Annotated in this window: 22 protein-coding genes and 1 pseudogene; 2 read left to right on the top strand and 21 right to left on the bottom strand. The window is 66.5% G+C overall.

Translation table 11 applies throughout. The features are described 5' to 3' along the window. Positions 1 to 37 precede the first annotated feature (37 nt). Together gltA and ABOZ73_RS19045 are read left to right on the top strand one after the other, a co-directional pair. Positions 38 to 1,315, top strand: a complete 1,278-nt coding sequence (gltA, locus tag ABOZ73_RS19050) for a citrate synthase (RefSeq protein WP_369059674.1) — start codon at positions 38 to 40, stop codon at positions 1,313 to 1,315. A gap of 66 nt (positions 1,316 to 1,381) precedes the next feature. After that, positions 1,382 to 1,858, top strand: a complete 477-nt coding sequence (locus tag ABOZ73_RS19045; RefSeq protein WP_369059672.1) for an SgcJ/EcaC family oxidoreductase — start codon at positions 1,382 to 1,384, stop codon at positions 1,856 to 1,858. A 3-nt stretch (positions 1,859 to 1,861) separates the two neighbouring features. Here ABOZ73_RS19045 and ABOZ73_RS19040 read toward each other — a convergent pair whose 3' ends face one another. From ABOZ73_RS19040 to dnaE, 21 genes and pseudogenes are all read right to left on the bottom strand, one after another. Next, on the bottom strand, positions 1,862 to 3,040 hold the full coding sequence (locus ABOZ73_RS19040; RefSeq protein WP_369059670.1) for an NAD(P)/FAD-dependent oxidoreductase: 1,179 nt from the start codon (positions 3,038 to 3,040) through the stop codon (positions 1,862 to 1,864). Between the two features lie 66 nt (positions 3,041 to 3,106). Further along, the gene (locus ABOZ73_RS19035) at positions 3,107 to 3,376 is read right to left on the bottom strand and encodes an ATP-binding protein (protein WP_369059668.1); all 270 of its coding nucleotides are present in this window, start codon (positions 3,374 to 3,376) and stop codon (positions 3,107 to 3,109) included. Next, positions 3,373 to 4,449, bottom strand: a complete 1,077-nt coding sequence (locus ABOZ73_RS19030) for a sensor histidine kinase (protein ID WP_369059667.1) — start codon at positions 4,447 to 4,449, stop codon at positions 3,373 to 3,375. The genes ABOZ73_RS19035 and ABOZ73_RS19030 overlap by 4 nt, the downstream gene beginning before the upstream one ends. A gap of 99 nt (positions 4,450 to 4,548) precedes the next feature. After that, positions 4,549 to 5,082, bottom strand: a complete 534-nt coding sequence (locus ABOZ73_RS19025; protein ID WP_369059666.1) for a GNAT family N-acetyltransferase — start codon at positions 5,080 to 5,082, stop codon at positions 4,549 to 4,551. Between the two features lie 2 nt (positions 5,083 to 5,084). Then, positions 5,085 to 6,251 carry a lipid-A-disaccharide synthase gene (gene lpxB, locus ABOZ73_RS19020; RefSeq protein ID WP_369059665.1) on the bottom strand — a complete coding sequence of 389 codons (1,167 nt, stop codon included), beginning with the start codon at positions 6,249 to 6,251 and terminating at the stop codon, positions 5,085 to 5,087. Further along, positions 6,248 to 7,087, bottom strand: a complete 840-nt coding sequence (locus ABOZ73_RS19015; RefSeq protein ID WP_369059663.1) for an LpxI family protein — start codon at positions 7,085 to 7,087, stop codon at positions 6,248 to 6,250. The genes lpxB and ABOZ73_RS19015 overlap by 4 nt, the downstream gene beginning before the upstream one ends. A gap of 4 nt (positions 7,088 to 7,091) precedes the next feature. Further along, complete coding sequence (gene lpxA, locus ABOZ73_RS19010) at positions 7,092 to 7,886, bottom strand: acyl-ACP--UDP-N-acetylglucosamine O-acyltransferase (RefSeq protein WP_369059661.1); 795 nt, start codon at positions 7,884 to 7,886, stop codon at positions 7,092 to 7,094. After that, positions 7,886 to 8,356, bottom strand: a complete 471-nt coding sequence (gene fabZ, locus ABOZ73_RS19005) for a 3-hydroxyacyl-ACP dehydratase FabZ (RefSeq protein ID WP_369059659.1) — start codon at positions 8,354 to 8,356, stop codon at positions 7,886 to 7,888. Before fabZ ends, lpxA begins: the two co-directional genes overlap by 1 nt. Next, positions 8,353 to 9,375, bottom strand: a complete 1,023-nt coding sequence (gene lpxD, locus ABOZ73_RS19000; protein WP_369059658.1) for a UDP-3-O-(3-hydroxymyristoyl)glucosamine N-acyltransferase — start codon at positions 9,373 to 9,375, stop codon at positions 8,353 to 8,355. Before lpxD ends, fabZ begins: the two co-directional genes overlap by 4 nt. Positions 9,376 to 9,425: 50 nt before the next feature. Next, positions 9,426 to 10,073 carry an OmpH family outer membrane protein gene (locus ABOZ73_RS18995; protein WP_369059657.1) on the bottom strand — a complete coding sequence of 216 codons (648 nt, stop codon included), beginning with the start codon at positions 10,071 to 10,073 and terminating at the stop codon, positions 9,426 to 9,428. Between the two features lie 5 nt (positions 10,074 to 10,078). Next, positions 10,079 to 12,439: an outer membrane protein assembly factor BamA gene (gene bamA, locus ABOZ73_RS18990; protein WP_369059656.1), complete on the bottom strand. Its 2,361-nt coding sequence runs from the start codon at positions 12,437 to 12,439 to the stop codon at positions 10,079 to 10,081. 17 nt (positions 12,440 to 12,456) lie between these two features. Further along, positions 12,457 to 13,674 (bottom strand): RIP metalloprotease RseP, encoded by a 1,218-nt coding sequence (gene rseP / locus ABOZ73_RS18985; RefSeq protein ID WP_369059655.1) that lies wholly within the window; start codon positions 13,672 to 13,674, stop codon positions 12,457 to 12,459. Positions 13,675 to 13,683: 9 nt separating this feature from the next. Further along, positions 13,684 to 14,892, bottom strand: a complete 1,209-nt coding sequence (dxr, locus tag ABOZ73_RS18980; RefSeq protein WP_369059654.1) for a 1-deoxy-D-xylulose-5-phosphate reductoisomerase — start codon at positions 14,890 to 14,892, stop codon at positions 13,684 to 13,686. Next, the gene (locus tag ABOZ73_RS18975; RefSeq protein WP_369059653.1) at positions 14,880 to 15,707 is read right to left on the bottom strand and encodes a phosphatidate cytidylyltransferase; all 828 of its coding nucleotides are present in this window, start codon (positions 15,705 to 15,707) and stop codon (positions 14,880 to 14,882) included. The genes dxr and ABOZ73_RS18975 overlap by 13 nt, the downstream gene beginning before the upstream one ends. Beyond that, complete coding sequence (uppS, locus tag ABOZ73_RS18970; RefSeq protein ID WP_369059652.1) at positions 15,685 to 16,455, bottom strand: polyprenyl diphosphate synthase; 771 nt, start codon at positions 16,453 to 16,455, stop codon at positions 15,685 to 15,687. Before uppS ends, ABOZ73_RS18975 begins: the two co-directional genes overlap by 23 nt. A gap of 29 nt (positions 16,456 to 16,484) precedes the next feature. Further along, a complete protein-coding gene (frr, locus tag ABOZ73_RS18965; protein ID WP_369059651.1) occupies positions 16,485 to 17,051 on the bottom strand; it encodes a ribosome recycling factor in 567 nt (188 codons plus the stop codon). A gap of 34 nt (positions 17,052 to 17,085) precedes the next feature. Continuing rightward, a complete protein-coding gene (gene pyrH / locus ABOZ73_RS18960) occupies positions 17,086 to 17,805 on the bottom strand; it encodes a UMP kinase (RefSeq protein ID WP_369059650.1) in 720 nt (239 codons plus the stop codon). Positions 17,806 to 17,913: 108 nt separating this feature from the next. After that, the gene (tsf, locus tag ABOZ73_RS18955) at positions 17,914 to 18,855 is read right to left on the bottom strand and encodes a translation elongation factor Ts (RefSeq protein ID WP_369059649.1); all 942 of its coding nucleotides are present in this window, start codon (positions 18,853 to 18,855) and stop codon (positions 17,914 to 17,916) included. Between the two features lie 99 nt (positions 18,856 to 18,954). After that, positions 18,955 to 19,788 carry a 30S ribosomal protein S2 gene (rpsB, locus tag ABOZ73_RS18950; RefSeq protein WP_369059648.1) on the bottom strand — a complete coding sequence of 278 codons (834 nt, stop codon included), beginning with the start codon at positions 19,786 to 19,788 and terminating at the stop codon, positions 18,955 to 18,957. A gap of 246 nt (positions 19,789 to 20,034) precedes the next feature. Further along, positions 20,035 to 20,394 (bottom strand): GFA family protein, encoded by a 360-nt coding sequence (locus ABOZ73_RS18945; RefSeq protein ID WP_369059647.1) that lies wholly within the window; start codon positions 20,392 to 20,394, stop codon positions 20,035 to 20,037. Positions 20,395 to 20,396: 2 nt separating this feature from the next. Beyond that, a pseudogene (gene dnaE, locus ABOZ73_RS18940) lies at positions 20,397 to 23,833 on the bottom strand (DNA polymerase III subunit alpha). Position 23,834: the final 1 nt, after the last annotated feature.

Raw genomic sequence — 23,834 nt, 5'->3', positions numbered from 1 at the left:
AAACGCCCGTTAGGGCACAGCTACAGAGGGAACGGGAATGAGCGACAAAGCTGTCCTGACCATCGGCGATAAGTCGTACGACCTGCCGATCATGAAGGGGTCGACCGGCCCGGACGTCGTCGATGTCCGCAAGTGGTACGCTGAATCGGACACCTTCACGTTCGACCCGGGCTTCACCTCTACGGCGTCCTGCGAAAGCAAGATCACCTACATCGACGGCGACGCGGGCGTTCTGCTGCACCGCGGCTACCCGATCGACCAACTGGCCGAGAAGTCGAGCTTCCTCGAAGTCTGCTACCTGCTGCTGAACGGCGAGCTGCCGAACGCGGCCGAGTTCGCGAAGTTCGATAACAACATCACCTACCACACCATGCTGCACGCGCAGTTTGATCGCTTCTTCGAGGGCTTCCGTCGCGACGCCCACCCGATGGCGGTCATGACCGGCGCCGTCGGCGCCCTGTCGGCCTTCTACGCCGACAGCATGAACGTCGACGACGCCCGTGAACGCGAAATAAGCGCTCATCGCCTGATCGCGAAGATGCCGACCATCGCGGCCCGCGCCTACAAGTACACGATCGGCCAGCCGTTCGTGACGCCGCGCAACGACCTGTCCTATTCGGAAAACTTCCTGCGCATGTGCTTCGCCGTTCCGGCGGAGGATTGGAAGCCGAACCCGGTGCTGACCCGCGCCATGGACCGCATCTTCATCCTGCACGCCGATCACGAGCAGAACGCCTCGACCTCGACCGTCCGTCTGGCCGGCTCATCGGGCGCTCACCCGTTCGCCTGCATCGCGGCGGGCATCGCCTGTCTGTGGGGCCCGTCGCATGGCGGCGCCAACCAAGAAGCCCTGGAGATGCTCGAGCAGATCGGCTCGGTCGAGAACATCCCGGCGTTCATCGAAGGCGTGAAGAAGCGCGAGTACAAGCTGATGGGCTTCGGCCACCGCGTGTACAAGAACTTCGACCCGCGCGCGAAGGTCATGCAGAAGACCTGCCACGAGGTCCTTGGCCAGCTGGGCATCAATGACCCGCTGCTGGAAGTGGCCATGGAGCTGGAAAAGATCGCCCTCAGCGATCCGTTCTTCATCGACCGCAAGCTTTACCCGAACATCGACTTCTATTCGGGCATCACCCTGCGCGCGATGGGCTTCCCGACCAACATGTTCACCGTGCTGTTCGCCCTGGCCCGCACCGTTGGCTGGATTAGCCAGTGGAAGGAAATGTTCGAGGATCCCACCCGCAAGATCGGCCGTCCGCGCCAGCTCTACACGGGCGCGACGCAACGGGACTACATCCCGGTCGACAAGCGCTAAGCCTCGACGGCAAGATGATCACGGCGGCTCCATCCGGAGCCGCCGTTTTCGCATGGGGAGCCTGCCGTGATCCGAAACCTCGCCTTGGCCGCCATCGCCGCCCTTCCCACCCCGCTGGTCGCCGCGCCGGCCCTGGCGCCGGCTGACACAGCCCGCGAGGACGCCGCCATCCGCAAGGTGATCGCCGACATGCAGGCGGCCTGGAACCGGGGCGACTATCGCGGCTACATGGCCGGCTTCCAGAACCCCGGCGTGATCTTCGTCTCCGGCGGGAAGTTCCAGGACGGCTGGCAGGGCACGCTGGATCACTACATCCGCGACTATGGCGACTTCGCCGATACGCGCGGGACCCTGGCCTTCTCGGACATCCGCATCGAATTCCTGGCGCCCGACGCTGCGCAGCTGATCAGCCGCTATCACCTGGAGAGGCCGCAGAAGGCCATGAGCGGGATCAACACCCGCCTGATGCGCAAGATCGACGGGCGCTGGGTGATCGCCCTGAACCACGTCTCGGCCTACGACGTGCCGTCGGCCGGCAAGTAGGCGTTAGGCCGCCTGCCCCGCCGCCCAGCCGCTGGACCAGGCCCACTGGAAATTGTATCCGCCCAGCCAACCGGTGACGTCCACCACCTCGCCGATGAAGAAGAGGCCGGGCACGGCCTTCACCTCCATGGTCCTGCTGTCCAGGGCGTCGGTGTCGACGCCGCCCAGGGTGACCTCGGCGGTGCGATAGCCTTCCGAGCCCACCGGCTTCACCCGCCAGCGGTTCACGGCCTCGTCGATGGCGCGCAGCACCTTGTCCGGCGTATCCGCCAGATTGCCCTTGGCCCCAGCTTCCGCCGCCAGCAGATCGGCCAGGCGCGACGGCACCACGGCGGTCAGGGCGTTGTGCACAGCCTGGCGCGGATTGGAGGCCTTGGCCGCCTTCAGCGTCTCGAACACGTTGACGCCGGGGGCCATGGAAACCTCGATCTCGCCGCCCTCGCGCCAATAGGAGCTGATCTGCAGGATCGAAGGCCCGCTGAGGCCGCGATGGGTGAAGAGCATGCCCTCGGCGAACTTGGTCTTGCCGCTCGTCACCACGGCGTCGACCGCCACGCCCGCCAGAGGCTTCAGGCGCTCCAGCTTCGACGGATCGAAGGTCAGCGGCACCAGGGCCGGACGCGTCTCACGCACCGGCACGCCGAAGTGGCTGGCGATCTCGTAGCCAAGACCGGTCGCGCCCATTTTCGGGATCGACTTGCCGCCGCACGCCACCACCAGCGAGGCGCAGCGGACGGAGGTCTTGTTCAGCCGCACCTCGTAGCCTTCGTCGGCGTGGTCGATGTCCTGGACGGCGGTCTCCAGCCACAGGGTCACGCCGGCGGCGTCCATCTCGGTCAGCAGCATCTCGATGATCTGCTTGGCGGAGCCGTCGCAGAACAGCTGTCCTAGGGTCTTCTCGTGCCAGGCGATCCGGTAGCGGTCGACCAGGGCGATGAAGTCGCGCTGGGTGTAGCGGCGCAGGGCTGAGATGCAGAAGCGCGGATTGGCCGAGATATAGGCTTCGGGCCGAACATCCAGATTGGTGAAGTTGCAGCGGCCGCCGCCGCTGATGCGGATCTTTTCGCCCGGCGCGCTGGCGTGGTCGATCACCAGGACCTTGCGCCCGCGCTTTCCCGCCTCGATGGCGCACATCATGCCGGCGGCGCCGGCGCCGATCACGACGACGTCGAAATTCTGCACGAGAGGCATCCTGTTGAGCGAAGGAGCGCCGTTGTGCTCGTAACGGCGCCAGGGGTCAACGTCGGCCTACGCCGCCGGGAGCGCCACCGAAGCCTGGCCCACCGGCATTGGCAGGATCACGCTGAAGACGGAGCCGCGCGGCGTGCCGGCCCGCGCCTGCACCCGCCCGCCCATCAGCTCGGCCAGATCACGGCTCACCGCCAGGCCCAGCCCCGTGCCGCCATAGGTCTTGGCCGTCCGCGCCGCGCCTTGCACATAGGGCGTGAACAGACGCTCCACGGCGTCCGGCGGCACGCCAGGACCATCATCAATCACGTCGATGCGCACCTGCTTCATCCCCCCTCACGCTGCACGCTGAGGCGCAGGGCGATCCGGCCGCGATCGGTGAACTTGATGGCGTTGGACAGGAAGTTGTTGAGGATCTGGCGCAGGCGGTTGGGGTCACCCTGGACCCAGATCGGTCCACGCGCGGCGTCGGGCAATTCGAACTCCAGGCCCTTGGCTTGAGCCGCCGTCTCCCAGAACCTGGCGACATCCACCATGCTGCTGACCAGCTCGAAATCGCGCACGTCCAACGCCATGGCCCGGGCCTCTACCTTGGAGCGGTCCAGAAGGTCGTCCAGCAACTTGCCCATCAGGCGGGCCGCATCGGAGATGGTCCGTGCCGCGGAGGTGATCTTGTGCGGCGGCACGCCGTCCTCGATCAGGCTGGCGCCGGTGGCGACCGTGATCAGGGGGCTGCGCAGCTCGTGGCTGACGATAGCCGCCATGGCGGCGCGGTTAGCGACCGCCTCCTCCGCCTCGCGCCGTCGGGTCTCCGCCTCCTTGCGAGCGGCGAGCTCGGCCTTGCGCGCCATGTAGATCCGCTCCCAGGCCGCGTGAGCGCCGAACAGAAACAAACCGAAGCACACGGCCAAGATCGCCGTAGAGCCTTTCCCCACCGCCGCTGAATGCACGATCATGGCCAGGGTGGTCAGCACAAAGGGTGTCGCCCCCACATAGAAGACCGCTCGGGATTCGAGGGCCGAGGTCGCGTTGACCAGGACAACGCCGGTCAACAGCAGCAAGGCCATGGTCGTCGAGGTCAGGTCGCCCCGGGTCCACAGGTGATAGATCGCCAGACAGCCGATCACGGGCAGGAAGGTGATCACGGTCAGGGCCGCCATCCGCAGCCCGACCGAGGCGCCGGCCCGCACAGGGTCACGCCTGAACGGACGCATGACGAGGAATTCGATCCCTTGGCCGATTACGTTGGCCACGAGCCACGGCAGGATGAACCTGGCCTCGCCCAGCTCGTAGAAAGCCCAGGACATGGCGATGAGGGTCGACAGCCGTACGGGCGCTTGCCGCAGGCGCTCATGCGCACTGGCGACCAGTCCCCGGCGTAGTTCCTCGTCGTCACGCAGCACTCTCAAGCCTCCCCCAGGCGGCGAAGCCAGTCTAACTCAAGGCGCGGCTTTGCGACAAAGCACATGCGGACGCAGCGGGCGTATGTCGCACCCGTTGCGCTAGCTGGGTTTGCGCTCGAAAAGGATGACCGGTTCATTGCGATAGGTGGCGTAGGCGAAGGGGGTGAAACCCATTCTCTCGGCCACCTTCACCGAGGCGGCGTTGTCGATGTTGATCATGCAGACCGTCCGCGCATCCGCGCCGAAGTGCTGTTCGCCCCACGCCAGGACCGCAGCCAAGGCTTCGCTCGCATAGCCCTTGCCATGGGCGTTAGGCGCCAGGGCCCAGCCCGCCTCCGGCGTATCGCCGAACGACGGCTCCAAGGTGCGCTGGAAGTCTCCGAAGCCGATCTCGCCTAGATACCGTCCCGTGCCCTTCTCCTCGATCACCCAGAAGCCGTAGCCCAGCGCGGCCCAGTGCCCGATGTAGCGGAGAATTCGAGGCCAGACCTCTTCGCGACTCTGCGGACGGCCGCCGATGAAGCGGGTCACCGTCTCGTCGCCCCAGAGCGCCGCGCTGGCGTCCAGATCAGTGACCCGGAACTCCCGCAGGATCAGGCGTTCGGTTTCGATGACGGGCGCCTGGGTAGGCATGTTCAGTTCCTCTCGGCAGTCAGCCGCAGAATTGCCTTCGCGGCGGCCTCAGCAGGATCAGGACCGCCCCGACCCATCAGGTCCAGAGCCGCAAATTGCTTTTCTACCTGCCTTCGTCGCAAACCCGGATCGTCGAGACGCTTTTCAATCTCCGCCGCCAGCTTTGGACCCGTGCAATCCTTCTGGATCAGCTCAGGCGCGACGAACTCACGGGCGGCGATGTTGAACAGCGTGATCCACGGCGTGAGGATCAGGTGCTTGAGGATCGCATGGGTGATCTTCCCGATCCGATAGGCGACCACCATGGGCACGCCGGCCAGGGCCAGCTCGATCGTCACCGTGCCGCTGCAGGCCAGGGCCACGGTTCCCGCAGCCATGGCGTCGTCCTTCAGCGCCTCATCCTCGATGACGTGGACGCGATACGGCCAGGCCGCCGCGCGCGCCTTCACCGCGTCCGTCACGGTGGAGGCGACGGGGATCACCACATGCAAGTCCGGGCGTCCGGCCTTCAGACGGCTGACGGCGTCCTCGAAGGCCGGCATGACGCGCTCGATCTCCGCTGGCCGGCTGCCGGGCAAGACCAGCAGGATCGGCTCGTCCGCGTGCGCTCCTATCACCTCGCGTAGGCGGCGCGGGTCGGCCTTGGAGAAATCCTTGGCCAGGGCCCCGTTGCCGACGAAGGTGGTCGCCAGACCCTCCTTCTCGAAATGCGGAGCGTCGAAGGCGTGGATGGCCAGCAGATGGTCGACGGCGCCGGCCAGCACCTTGGCCCTGCCCGGGCGTGACGCCCAGACCTGCGGCCCCACGTATTTCACCAGCAGTATGTTCGGGTCGATCGCCCGCAGCGCCTTGGCCACGCGGACGGTGAAGCCCCAGCTGTCGATCAGGATCGCCACGTCGGGCCGATCAGACCGCGCCATGGCGGCGGTCTGATCGACCCGCTTCTTGACCCGGCCATAGGCCCGGACGCCTTCCCAAAGGCCGAGGATCGATAATTCGGCGATGTCGAAGGGGCTATCGATCCCCTCCTGCGCCATCCGCGCGCCGCCGACGCCCATGAAGCGCACCTTGGCGCCCAGGCGCTTCTTCAGCGCCCGCATCAATTCCGCCCCGCGAGCGTCGCCCGACGCTTCGGCCGCCACCAGCATGACGGTCAGCGGCTCGGTCACGGGTTCGCGGGCTCCAACCCGATGATGAAGACCCCCAGTTCCTCGGCCATGGCGATCACCGCCGCCTGGTCGAGCACCAGCAGCCGCCCCGCCTCGCCCACGATGCCCGCCAGACCGGCGCGGGCCACGCGCTGCACGGTGGCGACGCCGATGGTGGGCAGGTCCACCTTGGTTTCCTGGATTGGCTTGGGCGCCTTGGCCAGCACGCCGCAAGGGGCGCTGGTCGAACCGCGCAGAGCTTCCGGGAGTTCGGCGACACGGCGCAGCATGGCGTCGGTGCCCTCCTGGGCCTCGACGGCCAGGACCAGGCCGCGACAGACGACACAGCCCTGCCCCACGTCCAGGCGGCCGATCTGGCGCGCCACGTCCAGCGCGCGCTCGATGTCCGCGATGTCGGCGTCACGCGGGCGCAAGCGGCCCAGGGGGCCAAGAGGCAGGGTCAGTTCGGCCATGACCTCGTGCGCGCCCTCGATGGCGAAGCCTTCCTTCTCGAACTCCGCCAGGATTCGACGCAGCAGGGCGTCATCCCCGTCCCGCGCCGCCGCGATCACGCCCGGCAGCGCCGCCAGTCCGCGCAGGTCGGGCTTGAGGGCCGCGAAATCCGGCCGCGCGACATTGCCGGCGAAGCAGACCGCCTCACACCCCGCCGCGCACAGCGCCTTGATGCATTTGCCCAGCTCGGCGAGGCCGACGTCGACGCCGGGAAAGTCCCGAAGCTCCGGTCCCGAAAAGCCGCGAAGCCGCATGACCGCGAAGGGCCGTCCCGCCGACTGGCAGTAGTTGGCGATTTCGACCGGAAGCGCCCCGCCGCCAGCGATCAGACCCAGCTTGCGCACGGCCTCAGACCTCGCGCTCCGGCAGGCAGAGCGGCCGGTTGGCGTCGGCGCGGATGAAATCGACGATCTCCATCACCTCGGCCGAGGTGGCGTGGTTCTCGGCCACTTCGTCGATCCGCTCCTGGAACGTGCCTTCGTCGGCGAACAGCAGGCGATAGGCGGCGCGCAGGGCGTTGATCGTCTCGCGCGAGAAGCCCCGGCGCTTCAGGCCGACCAGGTTCAGGCCTTCCAGATGGGCGTGGTTCCCCCAGACGGACCCGTACGGGATCACATCCTTGGTCACGGCCGCCAGGCCGCCGATGAAGCTGTAGCGGCCGATCCGGCCGAACTGGTGCGCGGCGGCCAGGCCGCCCATGAACACGAAGTCGCCCAGCACCACGTGCCCGCCCAAGGTCGCGCCCTTGGCCATGACCACGTTGTCGCCCACCGTGCAGTCGTGCGCCACGTGGGCGGCGACCATGTACAGGCCGTCCGAGCCGATAGTGGTCACACCCCGGCCCGAAGCCGTGCCGGTGTGGAAGGTGACGTGCTCGCGAATGATGTTACGCGCGCCGATCCGCAGTTCGGTCTTCTCGCCCTTGTGACCCAGGTGCTGCGGCGGCCCGCCCAGGTTGGCGAACGGGTGCACGACGCAGCCCTCACCGATGGTGGTGACGCCTTCGACGACCACGTGGCTCATCAGCCTCACGCCCGCGCCCAGCGTCACGTCCGGTCCCACGATGCTGAAGGCGCCGACCTCGACGTCGTCCGCCAGGCGGGCGGCGGGATCGACCAGGGCTGTGGGATGGACGATGGGCATCAGCGCGTCTCTACGACCATGGCGGCGAATTCGGCCTCCGCGGCGACCTTATCGCCCACCAGTGCCTGGCCGCGGAACTTGAAAATGGACGAGCGGGCGCGAACGACCTCGACCTCCATGCGCAGCACGTCGCCCGGCCGGACCGGATGACGGAAACGGCAATTATCGACAGACATGAACAGGATGGTCTTGCCTTCCACGTCCACTTCCAACGACTTCGACATCAGCACGGCGCCGGTCTGGGCCATCGCCTCGACGATCAGCACGCCCGGCATCACCGGATTGTCCGGGAAGTGGCCCATGAAGAAGGGCTCGTTCATCGTCACGCACTTGATGCCGACGATGGACTGGTTGGCCTTGTAGTCCTCGGCCCGATCAACCAGCAGGAACGGATAGCGATGAGGAATCCGCGCCAGGATCTCGCTGATGTCGATGGAGATCGACTGTTCGGTTTCCGCAGCTTTGCTCATTCCACACCCCCTTTGCGGCTCGACGCCATGCGTCCGAGCCACGCGGTTTCCCGCAACCATTGTCGGATCGGCTGGGCGGGAAATCCGCCCCAGGTCTCGCCGGCCGGCACGTTCTTCATCACACCGGCGCCCGCGCCGATCCGCGCGCCGTCGCCGATGACCAGATGGTCCGCCACCCCGGCCTGACCACCCATGCTCACGCCATCGCCGACGACGGTGCTGCCGGAAATGCCGGTATAGCCCGCCAGCACGCAATTGCGGCCGATGCGGACGTTGTGGGCGATGTGGACGAGGTTGTCGATCTTGGTGTTCTCACCCACCACCGTGTCGTCATAGGCGCCGCGGTCGATACAGGTATTCGCGCCGACCGTCACATTGTCTTGCAAGAGCACGCGGCCCAGTTGCGGCAGGTCGATGATCCCCGCCGCGCTCACCGCCGCGCCGAAGCCCGGCTCACCGATCACGACGCCGGCGTAGATGCGCACGCGGTCGCCGATCAGGGCGAAGCCGATCACCGTACGAGCGCCGATCTCGCAGTCGCGACCGATGGCGACGCCGGGGCCTATCACCGCCCCGGGGCCAATGCGCGTGCCCCGGCCGATCTGGGCCTCCGCGCCGATCACCGCGCCGGGGGCGACTTCAACGCACTCTTCCAGCTTCGCCGTGGGATGAATGGCGGGTGCGCCGGCTTCGAAGGTCTTTGCGCGATAAAGGCGCGATGCGGCGGCGGCCCAGGCGACCTGGGGCCGATCAACCACGACCGCGGCGCAGCCTTCGGGGACCTCACCTGCCATGGCTTGGGTGACGAAGCATGCGCCGGCCTTGGTCGCCTTCAGGTCAGCGACGTAGCGCTTGTCGGAAAAGAAGCCAATGCCAGCGGCGTCCGCCCGTCCGAGGGGGGCCGCGGCGCGGATCTCGATATCCCCGGCCTCAGACGAAAGAAGCTGGCCACCCGTCAGGCTGGCCAGCTCCGAAAGCTTGGCCGGACCCAGGTCCTGGTAGAAACGCGGGTCCGGCATGGCTGTTCTCGATCCGTCTCTTACATCCCGCGCCGCGGCGCGGGCGAGACTCACTTACGCGTAGACGGCGTAGTTTGGGCAGCCGCGGCCGGCTGGTCCAGACGTTCGCGATCGAAAGTGAAGGTCTGGATCTTGGCGTTGAGGCCCTGAACCACTTGGTCGTTGATCGACATGGCCGGGTTGCCGACCAGCACGGCGTTCTGATCGATCAGAACGGCGCACTTCTGGGTTTGGTAAACCTGACGGACGACCGGGTTCATTTCGGTGGCGACGCGGTTCAGCGCCTTCTGCTCGGTGGCGGCCACTTCGCGCTGACGCAGCTGGGCCTTGCGCTCGAAGGCGTTGGCCTTGACCTGCAGGGCGGAGGCGCGCTGCTCCAGGGTGTTCTGGTCGAGCGTCGCGCGTTGCGTCTCCAGGGTCTTGGCTTCGGTTTCGAGCGCGGTGCGCTCGCTCGTCAGCTCGGAATTAACCTGGGTGGCGATCTGTTGCAGACGCGTGTTCACCGCCTTGCCGACAGCCGAGTTGGCGACCACGGCGGCGCTGGAGAACAGGCAGACGCCGGGAATGGCGGCGCCATGGGTCATGGCCGGAGCGGCCGGCACGGCGGCCGGAGCCTGGGCTTGAGCCAGCGCGCTCGACGCGATGGCGAGACCGGCGACCACGCCGGAGGCGGTCGCGACGATGTTGCGGAAGGTCATGGAGTTTAGAACCTTGTGGAGGTGGAGAACCGGAACGTTTCGGTCCTATCGTAATCTTCTTTGGCCAAAATTCGGCTGAAGTCGAAACGAATGGGGCCCATGGGCGAGCGCCAGTGGATGCTGACCCCCGCGGTGGCACGCAAGGACAGGTCGTCTTTGATGAACGGGTCGAACACGCCCGCCCGCTCCTGCTTGTCCTCGTCGTCGAGCATCCCGACGGTGCCGAAGTCGCTGAACAGCGACGCCTTGATACCATACTGCTCGGGCAGATAGGTCGGGATCGTCAGCTCCAGCGTGCCGATGGCGTAGACCTTGCCGCCCAGGGCGTCGTCGTTGCCAGAGGTGTCACGCGGGCCGATGCCGGCGATCTCGAAGCCGCGGAACGAGTTGCCGCCCTTGTAGAAGCGGTCGTTGATCCGGATGCTGTCGCCGCTCCAACCCTCGATATAGCCGGCGGTGCCGACGAAGCTGAGGATGAAGTCCTTGTTGAACCCGTGGAACCACCCGCCGCCGACTTCGGTCTTCAGGTAGTTCATGTCGCCGCCGAAGCCGGCGAGATCCTGGGTGAAGTCCCCGTACCAGCCGCGCGTCGGATTGATCGGGTCGTTACGGCGATCCAGACGCAGGCCGTAGCCGATCAACGAGGTCACGAACGAACCACGCTGGCGGCAGAGAATCTGCGAGACCGAGCCGGCGGAGCAGAAGTCGTCGCCGATCATGACGTCGTCGGTCTTCAACTGGTAGCGCATCGTCATCGATGCGTTCTGGGTCAGCGGGAAGCCGACGCGCAGGGTGCCGCCCAGCGACTTGGTGTCATAGGCGGCGAACTGGCTCAGGTCGTAGCGGAACGAGAACAGGTCGATACCGGCCCGCAGATCACGGCCCATGAAGCGCGGCTCGGTGAAGCCCAAGTCCACTTGCTGGCGCAGAGAGCCGACCGAAACACGGCCACGCATGTTCTGGCCGCGGCCGCGGAAGTTCCGTTCGGTGATGCCGAGGTCGATGACCGCCTTTTCAACCGAGCTGTAGCCGGCGCTGAACGACAGCTCGCCCGTGGGCTGCTCCTCGACCTGCACGCGCAGCGTGGTGCGGTCCGGCTGGGCGCTGGGCTGCTCGTCGATCGTCACGTCCTTGAAGAAGCCAAGGGCGCGGATCTGGTTACGCGAACGGTCGACCAGTACGCGGTTATATGCGTCGCCTTCGGCTACGTTCATTTCGCGGCGGACGACCGTGTCCAGGGTGCGGGTGTTGCCGACGATATCGATGCGGTCGATGTAAACGCGGGGACCTTCGCGAACCAGGAAGGTCACGTCGACGGTCTTGTTCTCGCGGTTCGGCGTATAGCGCGGGCGGACGTCCACGAAGGCGAAGCCCGCGGCGCCGGCGGCGAAGGTCAGCGAGTCCGTCGCCTGCTCGATGCGCTGGTCTTCGTAGAGCTCGCCCGAGCGGATCGGCAGGATCGCCTGCAGAATCTGGCCGTCCAGCTTCTTGTTCTCGGTATCGACCGTGATCTTGCCGAACTTGTACTCTTCGCCTTCGTCGATCGTGTAGGTGATCACGAATCCGTTCTTGTCCGGCGACAACTCGGCCACCGCCGAGATCACCCGGAAGTCGTAGAAGCCGCGGTTGCGGTAGTGCTTGCGCAGCTGTTCCTTGTCGTACTCGATCCGGTCAGGATCGTAGTTGTTGTTCGACGAGAAGAACTTCAGCAGGCGGCTTTCCTCGGTCACCACCACGTCGCGCAGATCGTTGTCCGAGTACTCGCGGTTACCGATGAAATTGACGTTCAGGACGCCGCTCTTCGGGCCTTCGTTGATCTCGAAGACCAGATCGACGCGCTTTTGCGGCAGTTCGACCACCTTGGGCGTCACCGTGGCCGAGATGCGGCCCGAACGGCGATAGAGTTCGATGATGCGCTGGACATCCTGCTGGACCTTGGCGCGCGTGAAGATGCCGCGCGGACGGATGGTGACCTCATCCCGCAGCTTGTCTTCCTTCATGGCCGAGTTCCCCTCGAACACGACCTGGTTGATGATCGGGTTCTCGACGACCTGGATGACGAGGTCCGTGCCCTGCATCTGCATGCCGACGTCGGCGAACAGGTCGGTGCGGAACAGCGTCTTCACCGCAAGGTCGAGACGGGCCGGATCGACCGTGTCGCCGATCTGGATCGGCAGGTAGGAGATGACCGTCCCCTGCTCGATCCGCTCGTTGCCCTGCACCACGATGCGCTGGACGACGCCCGTCTGCTGGACCTGGGCCATGACCGTCGTCGGCGCCGTCATGGCCGTCGAGCCCAGAAGGAGCGCGAAGCCGGAGAAAAGCGCGGCGCGACGAACGCGGTGATTTTTCATTGGATAAGCCATGACCGGTGAGCGGGCGTTCAGGAGAACAGGCCGCCGAGGAATTGGAACACTCGCAAGCGCTGCAGATCGTTCCACGTCGCGAACAACATGAATCCGAGGAGCAGCGCAAGGCCTACGCGATATCCGGCGGCCTGGACCTTTGCGCCCAGGGGCCGCCGCGCCACCGCCTCATAGGCGTAGAACAGCAGATGGCCGCCATCCAGTACGGGAATCGGCAGCAGATTCATGAAGCCGATGCTGACCGAAAGCACCGCCGCCAGGCCCAGAAGCGAGACGAAGGCGCCGAGCAGCATGAAGCCGAAATCCGGCGCCCCCTGGGCCCCGGCCTGCGCCACGGCGCCCGAAGCCTGGGCGATGCGGATCGGCCCGCCAAGCTGCTCGGCCGAGACTTGCCCAGTCACCAGACGGCCCAGGTAATAGACCGTCGTGTCGAGCACTTCCCAGGTCTTGCGGGCGCCCACGACAACGGATTCGATCGGGTTGTAGCGGGTGCGGACCACGTCGGCGGCCGTGACCTGGCTGCTGACGCCCAGACGACCGACTTCCTGACTGCCACCCGTGGGGTCGACGTCACGGACCATGGCCGGGGTCGCCATCAGGTCGATGGCGCGGCCGCCACGTTCGATCTCAAACCGGATTGGCACGTTGGCGCGCACGATGATGTAGCGCTCCAGGTCCTCGAAGCTGCGGATCTTGCGGCCGTCCGCCTCGACGACGACGTCGCCCGGCTGGAAACCGGCCGCCGCCGCTGCTCCACCCGGCGAGACGCCGGTGATGCGGGCCGGATGGGTGACCTCACCCACGGTGCCCAGCAGAAGAGCGAACAGGAAGATCGCCAGGATGAAGTTGGCGACCGGGCCCGCGGCGGCGATGCAGGCGCGCTGCCACAGGGGCTTGAAGTGGTAGTACTTGCTGAGCGCCTGCGCCCCTTCGTGCTGCACGATGGCGCTACGCAGGTGATTCAGGTCTTCCTGATCCGGCACGCTGGCGGCGTTGTCGTCGCCCGAGAACCGCACATAGCCGCCCAGCGGGGCCCAGCCGATGCGCCATTCGACGCCCGAGCGATCGACGCGCTGGAAGATCGGCCGTCCGAAGCCGATGGCGAAGCGGTCGATGGCGACCCCGAACGCCTTGGCCATCAGGAAGTGGCCAAGCTCGTGCACCGTAACCACCAGGGTCAGCACGAAAAGGAACGGAATGATGTAGGTCAGCGCCGTCTGGGCGAAGCCGAGCATGGGTTTTCCCTAACCGTGAGCCAGAACGCGCAGACGGTCGATGACCTCGCCGGCTCTCTGACGGGCGCGTCGGTCGATCGTCATCGCGTTCTCCAACACGTCGCTGTTCGCCCCCGCGATCAGTTCCCCGTCACGGTCGAGACGCTCGACGGTCTCCGTCACGGCGGCGGCAATATCGAGAAAGCCGATCCTGTGGTCAAGGAACGCCGCGACGGCGGCCTCATTGGCCGCATTCATGGCGGTGGTCGCCCCCTGCCCCGCCCGCAGCGCCTCGCGCGCGATGGAGATGGCCGGGAAGCGTTCATCGTCAGGCGCTTCAAAGGTCAGCTGGCCCATCTTGGCCAGATCCAGCCTCGGCGCCGGCCAGTCCAACCGGTCGGGCCAGGCGAAGGCGCAGGCGATCGGCGGCCGCATGTCGGGCACGCCAAGCTGCGCCAGGGTCGAGCCATCGACATACTCGACCATGCTGTGGATCACGGACTGCGGATGTATCAAGACGTCGATCCGCTCCGGCGGCATAGCGAACAGGTACGACGCCTCGATCATCTCGAGGCCCTTGTTCATCATGGTCGCGGAATCGATCGAAATCTTGGCGCCCATCGACCAATTCGGATGAGCCTTGGCCTGGGCCGGCGTCGCCGCCCGCATGGCGGCCAGGCTGGCGCTGCGGAAAGGCCCACCGGAGGCCGTCAGGATCAGTCGGCTGACCTTGTCGGCGCAGGCCGGCTGCAGCACCTGGAAGATGGCCGAATGCTCCGAATCGACGGGAATCACCGTGCCGCCCGCGGCGCGAGCCGTCTCGATCAGCGCCGGACCGACGCAGACCAGGCTTTCCTTGTTGGCCAGCGCGATCACTGCGCCGGTACGCGCCGCCGCCCAGGTCGGGGCCAGCCCTGCGGCGCCGACGATGGACGACATGACCCAGTCCGCGCCCATGGCGGCCGCGTTGATCACGGCCTGAGCACCGGCGGCCGAAGCGATCCCGGTTCCCGCCAGGCGGTCACGCAGCTGCGGCAGGCGCGCCTCGTCGGCGATGACGGCGATCTGGGGCCGCCAACGCAGGGCCTGTTCGGCCAGCTTGTCGATATTGCCCCCCGCCGTCAGGGCGAGAATCTCGACCTCGGCCCCCGACTTGTCGAGAAGATCAAGGGTGGAGACCCCCACCGATCCGGTGGAGCCCAGCACCACCACTTTGCGCGGCGTGCTCAAAAGGCCCACCCATAATGGACGATCAGCCGGATGGCGGCCACGGCCACCACGGCGAACAACAACCCGTCGACCCGGTCCAGCAGGCCGCCATGGCCAGGGATCAGGTCGCCGGAATCCTTCACGCCGAACCGGCGCTTCAGGAACGATTCCCACAGGTCCCCGGCCATGGTCGCCAGACCGCCGGCGAAACCGGCCAGGGCGGCCAGGGGCCAGGTCATGCCCAGCCGCGAGACGATGTTGACCAGGATGCCGGCCACGACAGCCGCCGCCAAACCGCCGAAGAAGCCGGACCAGGTCTTGTTGGGCGAAATCCGCGGCCAAAGCTTGGGCCCCTTGAAGGCGTTGCCCGCCAGGAACGCGAAGATGTCCGCCGACCAGGCCACGATGAACACCATCAGGGTCCAGCCGATGCCATGCCCCATGGCGCGCAGCCAGACCAGGGCGATGAAGGCCGGCGCCAGATAGACGACGCCATAGGCCGCGTCAGCCCGCCGCTCCACCGCGCCCCGCGCGGCCATGCCGGCGGCGATGGCGCCCAGGACGGCCGCGAGCCAGGCCAGGCGATAATGCCCGAACTGAGCGACGACGACGCCGAACATCACCGCCAGGCCGATGATGACCATCAGCAGATACGGCGACTTCGGCGAGGTCATGAAGCCCCACTCGCGGGCCAGCAGGGCCACGGCGAGGGTCAGCATGATCACGAACGGCCAGCCGCCCAGCCACACGGCCGCGACGACCGCGGGGATGAGGACCACGGCCGAGACGGCGCGAATGCCGAGATTGCTCCAATCGAAGCGTCTAGCCGGCGGCGAGGACGTCATCGACCATGGCTCCGCCGTACCGGCGTTCGCGGGTGGCGAACTCTGCGATCGCCGCCTTCAGGTGCTCGGGCCCATATTCGGGCCACAAGACGTCCTGGAAGATCAGCTCGGCGTAAGCGCTTTCCCAAAGGAGGAAGTTGGACAGCCGCTGCTCGCCGCTGGTCCGCACGATCAGGTCGGGCGGCGGGGCGTCGGCGGTGGACAGCGAGCGCTCGAACAGCGCTTCGTCGAGGTCGGAGGCCTTGGCCCTGCCCTCCTCGACCGCCCTGGCGAACTTGCGCGCGGCGTCGACGATGTCGGCCTGGCCGCCATAGTTGAACGCGACCTGCAGATGAAACGCGGTGTTCTGCGCAGTACGCTGCTCGGCGCGCTCGATCACCTCGAGCACGTCGGGCGACAGGCCTTCGCGACGGCCCAGGATGGTGACGCGCACCCCCTCCTTGGCCAGACGCTCCAGGTCGCTCGACACATAGGCCTTGAGCAGGCCCATCAATTCAGACACCTCGGCGGCCGGGCGCCGCCAGTTCTCGGTCGAGAAGCCGAACACGGTCAGCCTGCCGACGCCGAGGGCCGCGGCCCCCTCGACAGTGCGCTTGAGCGCCTTGACGCCCTCGCGGTGGCCGAAGGTGCGCGGCAGACCGCGGCGTTTGGCCCAACGGCCGTTGCCGTCCATGATGATGGCGACGTGCAGGGGCGCTCTCCCGGCTTCCGCCGGTCGCGCTTCGCTCTGCTGGCCATTCATCGTCATGCGGCTTTTCCCTGTCAGCCCCTGACGGCCTAAACCTGCATGATCTCTTGTTCTTTGGTTTTCAAGGTCTCGTCGATGCGCTTCACCGCCTCGTCGGTGAACTTCTGGACCTCGGTTTCCATCTTCTTCTGCTCGTCCTGGCTGATGACCGTGTCCTTCTCGGCCTTCTTCAGGTCGTCGTTGGCGTCACGGCGCACGTTGCGGACGGCGATCTTCTGCTGTTCGGCGTACTTGCCGGCCAGCTTGGCCAGGTCCTTGCGGCGTTCTTCGGTCAGCGGCGGGATCGGAATGCGCAGGTTCTGGCCATCGACCACGGGGTTCAGGCCCAGGCCGGAGGCGCGGATGGCCTTCTCGACCGAGACCACGACACCCTTGTCCCAGACGCTGACGCTCAGCGAGCGCGGCTCCGGCACCGTGACGTTGGCCACCGCGTTCAGCGGGGTCGTGGAGCCGTAGGCTTCGACCATGACCTGGTCCAGCAGGCTGGCGGACGCGCGGCCCGTGCGCAGGGAGGCGAACTCCTCCTTCAGCTGGGCGACCGCCTTGTCCATGCGATCCTTGTACTTCGACAGAACGGGCTTTTCGGCTGCGGCCATGTTCGGCTCTCTCTTATCGGTCGTTGTCGTGAAATCAGGCGATGGTGGTATGCACGCCGTCGCCCGCCAGGACGCTGAGCAGATTGCCGCGCCCCTTGATGGAGAAAACGACGATCGGGATCTGGCTGTCGCGCATCAGGCTGATGGCCGAAGCGTCCATGACGCGCAGGTCCTTGGCCAGAACATCCTGGTGGCTCAGGCGGTCGTATCGCTCGGCCTTGGGATCCTTCTTGGGATCGGCCGTGTAGACGCCGTCCACGCTGGTGCCCTTGAACAGGGCGTCGACGCCCATTTCAGCGGCCCGCAGCGCGGCGCCCGTGTCGGTCGTGAAGAACGGCGCACCGACGCCGGCGGCGAAGATCACGACACGGCCCTTCTCCAGGTGCCGCTGGGCGCGGCGGCGGATGTAGGGCTCGCAGATGGTGTCCATCGGGATGGCGGATTGAACGCGGGTCTGGACGCCGATGCGCTCCAGCGCATCCTGCATCGCCAGGGCGTTCATGACGGTGGCCAGCATGCCCATGTAGTCGGCGCTGGCGCGTTCCATGCCCTTGGCCGCCCCGGCCAGGCCGCGGAAGATGTTGCCGCCGCCGATCACCAGGCTGAGCTGGATGCCCTGCCGGACGATCTCGGCGATGTCCTGCGCCACGGCTTCGACGGTGTTGGTGTCGATGCCGTAGGGGCTGTCGCCCATCAGCACCTCGCCGGAGACCTTCAGAAGGATCTTGCGGTAGCGGGGTGTCGGAACGGTCATGGACGGGCTCTCGTCGACTCGGAACGCTGCTTGGGACGCAACATAGACAAGGGCGCGGCGCGCGTCGAACGCGCCGCGCCCTCAAAGGGTACTCTAACTGATTAGGGCTTAGCCCTGACCGGAAACGGCCGCCACTTCCGCGGCGAAGTCCTCGGTCTTCTTCTCCACGCCTTCGCCCAGGGCGAGACGGGTGAAAGCCTTGATCGAAACCGGGGCGCCGAGGGTCTTGCCGGCTTCCGCCAGCAGTTGCTCGATCGTCTGGTCCGGGTTCATGACGAAGGCCTGCTTCACGAGCACGACTTCTTCCAGGAACTTGCGGATACGGCCTTCGATCATCTTTTCGACGACGGACGCCGGCTTGCCCGATTCCAGAGCCTGCTCGGTGAACACGGCCTTTTCACGCTCGATCGCGGCCGGGTCCAGATCTTCCGGCTGCAGCGACAGCGGAGCGGTCGCGGCCACGTGCATGGCGATCTTGCGGCCCAAGTCGCGCAGGGCGGCCTTGTCCGAAGCGGTCGAGTCCAGCGCGACCAGAACGCCGATACGGCCGAGGTCCGGCGCGGTGGCGTTGTGGATGTACGAAGCGACGACGCCGTTATCGACCGTGAAGCGCGCGGCGCGGCGGACCATCATGTTCTCGCCGATCGTGGCGATCAGGTTGGTCAGGTGCTCCTGAGCGGTTTCGCCGCCCGCCAGCTTGGCGCTAGTGATGGCTTCGATCGAACCGTCGGTGCCGAGCGCGGCTTGCGCGATCTGGCGGGCGGCGGTCTGGAACAGGTCGTTACGGGCGACGAAGTCGGTCTCGGCGTTCACTTCGACGGCGGTCGCGGTTTCGCCAGCGCCGTTTTCGACGACGGCGACGGCCACGAGGCCTTCGGCGGCGGCGCGGTCAGCCTTCTTGGCGGCCTTGGACAGGCCCTTGGCGCGCAGCCAGTCGATGGATGCGTCGATGTCGCCGTTGTTTTCGGCGAGCGCCTTCTTGCAGTCCATCATGCCGACGCCGGACTTTTCGCGCAGCTCCTTGACGAGCGCGGCGGTGATCTCAGCCATGAGAAATCTCCAGATTCAAAAAGTTGGCGACCGGGCTGGTCTAGCCCGGTCGCATGTCAGATTTCGGACGGCCGCCCCATTTCGGAGCGGCCGAAACGCTTAGCTGGCGGCCGGCTCTTCAGCGACGGCTTCGTTAGCTTCGGCGGTCGCTTCTTGAGCGGCGGCCGGAGCTTCCGGGGTCAGTTCGCGTGCGAGGGCCGGCTCGACGGGAGCAACCGAAGCGCCCAGGTCGACGCCCGAAGCGGCTTGGCCGGCGGCCAGGCCGTCCAGGACGGCGTCGGCGATCAGGTCGCAGTACAGCTGCAGAGCGCGAGCGGCGTCGTCGTTACCCGGGATCGGGTACGTGATGCCGTCCGGATCGCAGTTGGTGTCCAGGATGGCCACAACCGGGATGTTCAGCTTGCGGGCTTCCAGGATCGCGATCGCTTCCTTGTTGGTGTCGATCACGAACATGATGTCCGGAATGCCGCCCATGTCCTTGATGCCGCCCAGCGACAGCTCCAGCTTGTCGCGCTCGCGCGTCAGCTGCAGCAGTTCCTTCTTGGAGCGGCTGCCCGGGGTTTCCATCAGGCCTTCCAGCTCACGCAGACGAGCGATCGAGCCCGAGACGGTGCGCCAGTTGGTCAGGGTGCCGCCGAGCCAGCGGTGGTTCACGTAGTACTGAGCGCAGCGCTTGGCGGCGGCGGCGACCGGATCGGAAGCCTGGCGCTTGGTGCCGACGAACAGCACGCGGCCGCCCGAAGCGGCGACTTCACGCACCTTCACCAGGGCCTGGTGAAGCAGCGGGATCGACTGCGACAGGTCGATGATGTGGATGTTCGAACGCGAACCGAAGATGTAGCGGTCCATCTTCGGGTTCCAGCGGTGGGTCTGGTGACCGAAGTGCGCGCCTGCTTCGAGCAGCGAACGCATGGAGAATTCGGGAAGCGCCATAAGATAATTCCTTCTTCCGGTTGCGCCTCCGCAGGCAAACCCCGAACCGACGAATTCGATTTGGGACCGGAACGGTACGGACGGGGATTTACCCGCTCATGCCGAACGCCTGCGTGTGTGATGGCGCGCGAGATAGGCGCAAACGGCGTTAAAAGCAAGCGCCGCCGCGCAAACCGGATGAAGCGCGGCCGCATATCCTCCGACCGCCGCCATTCCCGGCCGGCCCGTGCCGACCGGCTCCATGGGTCAGACGCTCTTGCCGTCCACCAGGGTCGGGGTCAGGTCCTTGGCCTCGACGCCGTCGAAACAGCGGACATTCAGCGCGATCATGGACTTGCCGTCCGACGTACGGCCGCGGGCGAAGGACTCGACCCCGCAGGTGGCGCAGAACAGGTGGTCAATAGTCTTACTGTTGAAGGTGTAGGTCGTCTGGGCGTCGTCGCCCTTCAGCAGCTCGAAATTATCCGGCGTGGTGAAGGTCAAGATCGTGCCCAGCTTGCCGCAGCGCGAGCAGTTGCACTCGATCACCTCGTCCAGGCTGGCCGTGGCCTTATAGCGGACCGCGCCGCACTGGCAGCCGCCTTCAAAGGTCTGCATTCCGCTCATGGTCACGCTTCCTCCAGATAGAGCACGCCGGGCGCGGTCTTCAGGGCGCCGCGCAGGGGCGCATCAAGATTGTATCGACCGGGCAGCTTCAGCTCGACTTCCCGGCCACCGGCCAGTCCGCCGATTAGCACGATCTCCCCGCCCTTCTGCCCCTGGCCCGCCTCGAGCCGCTTGCGCAGCGCCTCAATCTCCACCGAACCGGTCGAGACGTGGACGCGCAGGGACGCAACCGCCCCCTCGATCGCCTTTTCGATAGGCTCCGCGTCGTCGCCGAAGAAGCGCACCTCCCCGTCCCGCCCCTTGGCGCGCACCTTGATGACCACGGCCTTGCCGGGCTCCAGCACATCGCGGCAGCGACGAAGCTGCTCGGGGGGAACAGCACTTCGTACTCGCCCGTGGGATCAGACAGGGAGACGAAGGCGAAGCGGTCGCCGCTCTGCTGAACACGCTCCTGACGGCGACGGATGACCCCGGCCATCTTGAAGGCTTCGGCCCCGGCCTCGGCGCGAACGATGGCCTCGGCCAGCAGGGTCGTGCGCTTGCGGCGCAGGGCGTCGACCATGTCGTCCAGCGGGTGGCCGGTCAGGTAGAAGCCGACCGCCGCCAGTTCCTCGTCCAGCAGCTGGACCTGGTTCCAGGCCTCCGTCCGCGGCATGGGCGGGCGGGCAGAGGCGACATTGTCGCCGCCCAGCAGGCTGAGCTGGTCGGACACGCGGTCGGCGGCGACGCTCTGGCCATAGGCGGCCAACTTGTCGGCCATGGCCATGATCTGGGCGCGGTTGGGGTGGATGGCGTCGAAGGCCCCTGCCCGCGCCAGGTTCTCCAGGGCGCGCCGGTTGACCTGCTTGGGATCGACCCGCTCGACGAAATCGAAGATGTCGCGGAACGGCCCGCCCTCGTCGCGGACGGCGACCAGATGCTCCATGGCGGTCAGGCCGACATTGCGCACCGCCCCCAGCGCGTAGAGCACCTCGCCGTTCTCCACCTCGAAGTCGGCGCCCGAGCGGTTCACGCAGGGCGGCCGCACCTTCACCCCGAACTTGCGGGCGTCCTGATAGAAGACCGCCAGCTTGTCGGTGTTGGAGATATCGAGGCTCATCGAGCCCGCGTAGAATTCCACCGGCGCGTTCGCCTTGAGCCAGGCCGTATGGTACGAAATCAGGGCGTAGGCGGCGGCGTGCGACTTGTTGAAGCCGTAGCCCGCGAACTTGGCCACCAGTTCGAAGATGCTGTCCGACTGCGCCTCGGGCACCCCCTTCTCGGACGCGCCTTTGACGAAGCGCGCTTTCTGGAGGTCCATCTCCTCCTTCTTCTTCTTACCCATGGCACGGCGCAGCAGGTCGGCTTCGCCAAGGCTGTAGCCCGCCAGGATCTGGGCGATCTGCATCACCTGTTCCTGGTAGACGATGACGCCATAGGTCTCGCGCAGCACGGGCTCGAGCGTCGGATGCAGGGTGTCGACCGGTTTGCGGCCGAACTTGCAGTCGACGAAGGTGTCGATGTTGTCCATCGGACCCGGGCGATAGAGCGAGATAAGCGCCGTGACCTCTTCCAGCGTGCCCGGACGCATCTTGCGCAGGGTGTCGCGCATGCCCTGGCTTTCGAGCTGGAACACGCCGACCGTCTGGCCAGAGCTCATCAGCTCATAGGACGGCCCGTCATCGAACGGCAGGGCCGACAGGTCCACCAGCGCGCCGCGCTTGGCCATGTGCTTGACCGCCCGGTCCAGCACGGTGAGCGTCTTCAGGCCCAGGAAGTCGAACTTCACCAGACCGGCGCTCTCGACCCACTTCATGTTGAACTGAGTGGCTGGCAGTTCCGAGCGCGGATCCTTGTAGAGCGGCGTCAGTTCGGTCAGGGGCCGGTCCCCGATCACCACGCCAGCGGCGTGGGTCGAGGCGTTGCGGAACAAGCCTTCCAACAGCAACGCCACATCCAGGCAGCCGGACACCGCGGGGTCGTCGCGCTTGGCTTCCTGCAGACGCGGCTCGATCTCGATCGCCTTGGCCAGAGTCACCGGGTTGGCCGGGTTAGCCGGCACCATCTTGCAAAGACGGTCGACCAGGCCTAGCGGCAGTTGCATCACCCGGCCCACGTCGCGCAGCACGGCCCGCGCCTGCAGGGAGCCGAAGGTGATGATCTGGGCCACGCGGTCGCGGCCGTACTTGCCCTGCACGTAGGAGATCACCTCTTCGCGGCGCTCCTGGCAGAAGTCGATATCGAAGTCGGGCATGGACACCCGCTCCGGATTGAGGAAGCGCTCGAACAGCAGGCCGAACCGGAGCGGATCGAGGTCGGTGATAGTCAGGGCCCAGGCGACCAGAGAGCCCGCGCCTGAACCCCGGCCCGGTCCCACAGGAATGCCCTGGGACTTCGCCCACTTGATGAAGTCCGACACGATCAGGAAGTAGCCCGGGAACCCCATCTTCTGGATGATCCCGACCTCCCGCTCTAGGCGGGCCCAGTATTCCTCCTCGGGCACGGCCAGGCTTTCCAGGGCCGCCAGACGCTTCTTCAGGCCCTCACGCGCTTGGTGCGCCAGCTCCTCCGGCTCGCTGCGCCCGGCGCCGGTGTCGAACCGGGGCAGGATCGGATCGCGCTTCTTGACCATGAAGGCGCAGCGCTTGGCGATGTCGAGGGTGTTGTCGCAGGCCTCCGGCAGGTCGGAGAACAGCCGGCGCATGTCGGCGGCCGACTTGAACCAGTGCTCGCCCGTCACCCGGCGGCGTTCGTCCTGCCCCACGAAGGCGCCGTCGGCGATGCACAGCAGGGCGTCATGCGCCTCGCTCAGGGACGGTTGGCCGTAATAGACGTCGTTGGTGGCCACCAGCGGGACGTCGTGCTCGTAGGCGAACGCCACCAGGCCGGGCTCAGCCAGGGCCTCTTCATGCTTTCCGTGGCGCTGGAGCTCCACATAGAAGCGATCGCCGAACACCTTGGCCATCTCGGTCAGGGCGACATTGGCCTCGGCGGTCTTGCCAGCGGCGAACAGCGGATCGACAGGCCCGTCCGGCCCGCCGGACAGCAGCAACAGCCCTTCATGATGCTCGGCCACCAGGCTCCAGGGCACCGAGGGCTCGGACATGCCGTCGCCGTTCAGATAGGCTGCGGAGGAAAGCTCGGAGAGATTGAGGTAGCCGGCCTCGTTCTGGGCCAGCAGCACGATGGTCGGCGTCCGCGCCCAACGTTCGGGTTGGCGATCGCCGATGCCTGTGACCGGCAGAGCGCAACCGATGATCGGTTGAACACCCGTATCCTTGGTCGTGACGGAGAACTCCAGGGCCCCGAACAGATTGGCCCGGTCGGCCAGGCCCGCGGCGGGCATATCCTGTTCGGCGGCGAGCTTGCCGATGGCGTCGGCCTTGATAGCCCCTTCCAGCAGCGAATAGGCGGAGCGGACGCGCAGATGGACGAAACCTTCAGCCGCGCCATCCGCCATC

It is taken from the genome of Caulobacter sp. 73W (assembly GCF_041021955.1).
In the GTDB taxonomy this organism is placed as follows: Bacteria; Pseudomonadota; Alphaproteobacteria; order Caulobacterales; family Caulobacteraceae; genus Caulobacter.
The sequence above is the reverse complement of the archived record's forward strand: the minus strand, read 5'-3'. Positions and strand labels throughout refer to the sequence as shown.

Bases quoted from the DNA above. Each gene is read 5' to 3' on its own strand.
- fabZ (WP_369059659.1), bottom strand. From the start codon at position 8,356: ATGAGCAAAGCTGCGGAAACCGAACAGTCGATCTCCATCGACATCAGC.
- lpxA (WP_369059661.1), bottom strand. From the start codon at position 7,886: ATGCCCATCGTCCATCCCACAGCCCTGGTCGATCCCGCCGCCCGCCTG.
- bamA (WP_369059656.1), bottom strand. From the start codon at position 12,439: ATGGCTTATCCAATGAAAAATCACCGCGTTCGTCGCGCCGCGCTTTTC.
- ABOZ73_RS18945 (WP_369059647.1), bottom strand. From the start codon at position 20,394: ATGAGCGGAATGCAGACCTTTGAAGGCGGCTGCCAGTGCGGCGCGGTC.
- pyrH (WP_369059650.1), bottom strand. From the start codon at position 17,805: ATGACCGTTCCGACACCCCGCTACCGCAAGATCCTTCTGAAGGTCTCC.
- frr (WP_369059651.1), bottom strand. From the start codon at position 17,051: ATGGCCGCAGCCGAAAAGCCCGTTCTGTCGAAGTACAAGGATCGCATG.
- ABOZ73_RS18995 (WP_369059657.1), bottom strand. From the start codon at position 10,073: ATGACCTTCCGCAACATCGTCGCGACCGCCTCCGGCGTGGTCGCCGGT.
- uppS (WP_369059652.1), bottom strand. From the start codon at position 16,455: ATGACGATGAATGGCCAGCAGAGCGAAGCGCGACCGGCGGAAGCCGGG.
- ABOZ73_RS19025 (WP_369059666.1), bottom strand. From the start codon at position 5,082: ATGCCTACCCAGGCGCCCGTCATCGAAACCGAACGCCTGATCCTGCGG.
- tsf (WP_369059649.1), bottom strand. From the start codon at position 18,855: ATGGCTGAGATCACCGCCGCGCTCGTCAAGGAGCTGCGCGAAAAGTCC.
- ABOZ73_RS18975 (WP_369059653.1), bottom strand. From the start codon at position 15,707: ATGACGTCCTCGCCGCCGGCTAGACGCTTCGATTGGAGCAATCTCGGC.
- ABOZ73_RS19035 (WP_369059668.1), bottom strand. From the start codon at position 3,376: ATGAAGCAGGTGCGCATCGACGTGATTGATGATGGTCCTGGCGTGCCG.
- rpsB (WP_369059648.1), bottom strand. From the start codon at position 19,788: ATGGCGCTTCCCGAATTCTCCATGCGTTCGCTGCTCGAAGCAGGCGCG.
- lpxD (WP_369059658.1), bottom strand. From the start codon at position 9,375: ATGCCGGACCCGCGTTTCTACCAGGACCTGGGTCCGGCCAAGCTTTCG.
- rseP (WP_369059655.1), bottom strand. From the start codon at position 13,674: ATGCTCGGCTTCGCCCAGACGGCGCTGACCTACATCATTCCGTTCCTT.
- gltA (WP_369059674.1), top strand. From the start codon at position 38: ATGAGCGACAAAGCTGTCCTGACCATCGGCGATAAGTCGTACGACCTG.